General features: G+C 67.9%; 1 pseudogene. It reads right to left on the minus strand.

The window, feature by feature from the left end:
- Positions 1–1,098: pseudogene (locus ACH45E_RS45765) on the minus strand (alpha-1,4-glucan--maltose-1-phosphate maltosyltransferase); the annotation flags it as partial.

The raw sequence follows: 1,098 nt of genomic DNA on the forward strand, positions 1-1,098 counted from the left end.
GCGCCGGATGGTGTTGAGGCGGGTGATGAGGGGGGCGATGGTGGTGCCCTCGCGTGTGGCGGTGGCCCAGTCGCGGGGTTTGAGCTGGTACTTCTCCGAGTCGAGGTATTCCTCGGAGCCGGTGCGCAGGGGGGTGTTCTCGCAGAGTTCGTAGCCGCTGTAGATGCCCCAGGTGGGGGAGAGGGTGGCGGCGAGGACGGCGCGGGTCTCGAAGGCGGGCCGGCCGCCTTGCTGGAGGTGGGCGTGCAGGATGTCGGGGGTGTTGGCGAAGAGGTTCGGCCGCATGTAGGGCGCAGTCTCACCGGCCAGTTCGGTCAGGTACTCGGTGAGTTCCTCTTTGGTGTTGCGCCAGGTGAAGTACGTGTAGGACTGCTGGAAGCCGATCTGGGCGAGGGTGCGCATCATGGCCGGGCGGGTGAACGCCTCGGCGAGGAAGATGACGTCGGGGTCGGTGCGGTTGATCTCGCCGATGACGCGTTCCCAGAACACCACGGGTTTGGTGTGGGGGTTGTCGACGCGGAAGATCCGCACGCCGTGGGCCATCCAGTGCCGCAGGACGCGGGTGGTCTCGTCGATGAGGCCGTCCATGTCGGTGTCGAAGGCGATGGGGTAGATGTCCTGGTACTTCTTCGGGGGGTTCTCGGCGTAGGCGATGGTGCCGTCGGGGCGGTGGTGGAACCACTCGGGGTGTTTGTGCACCCAGGGGTGGTCGGGGGAGCACTGCAGGGCGAAGTCGAGGGCGATCTCCAGGCCCAGTGCGGTGGCTTTTTCGATGAAGAAGTCGAAGTCGTCGAGGGTGCCGAGGTCGGGGTGGACGGCGTCGTGGCCGCCTTCGGGGGAGCCGATGGCCCAGGGCACGCCGACGTCGTCGGGGCCGGCGGTGAGGGTGTTGTTGCGGCCTTTGCGAAAGGTGTGGCCGATGGGGTGGATCGGGGGGAGGTAGACGACGTCGAAGCCCATGGCGGCGATGGCGTCCAGGCGGCGGGCGGCGGTGCGGAAGGTGCCGTGGGGGTGCTCTCGGGTGCCTTCGGAGCGGGGGAAGAACTCGTACCAGGAGCCGTACAGGGCCCGTTCGCGTTCCACCAGCAGCGGCAGGGA

It is taken from the genome of Streptomyces sp. NPDC020299 (assembly GCF_044387825.1).
Classification (GTDB): domain Bacteria; phylum Actinomycetota; class Actinomycetes; order Streptomycetales; family Streptomycetaceae; genus Streptomyces.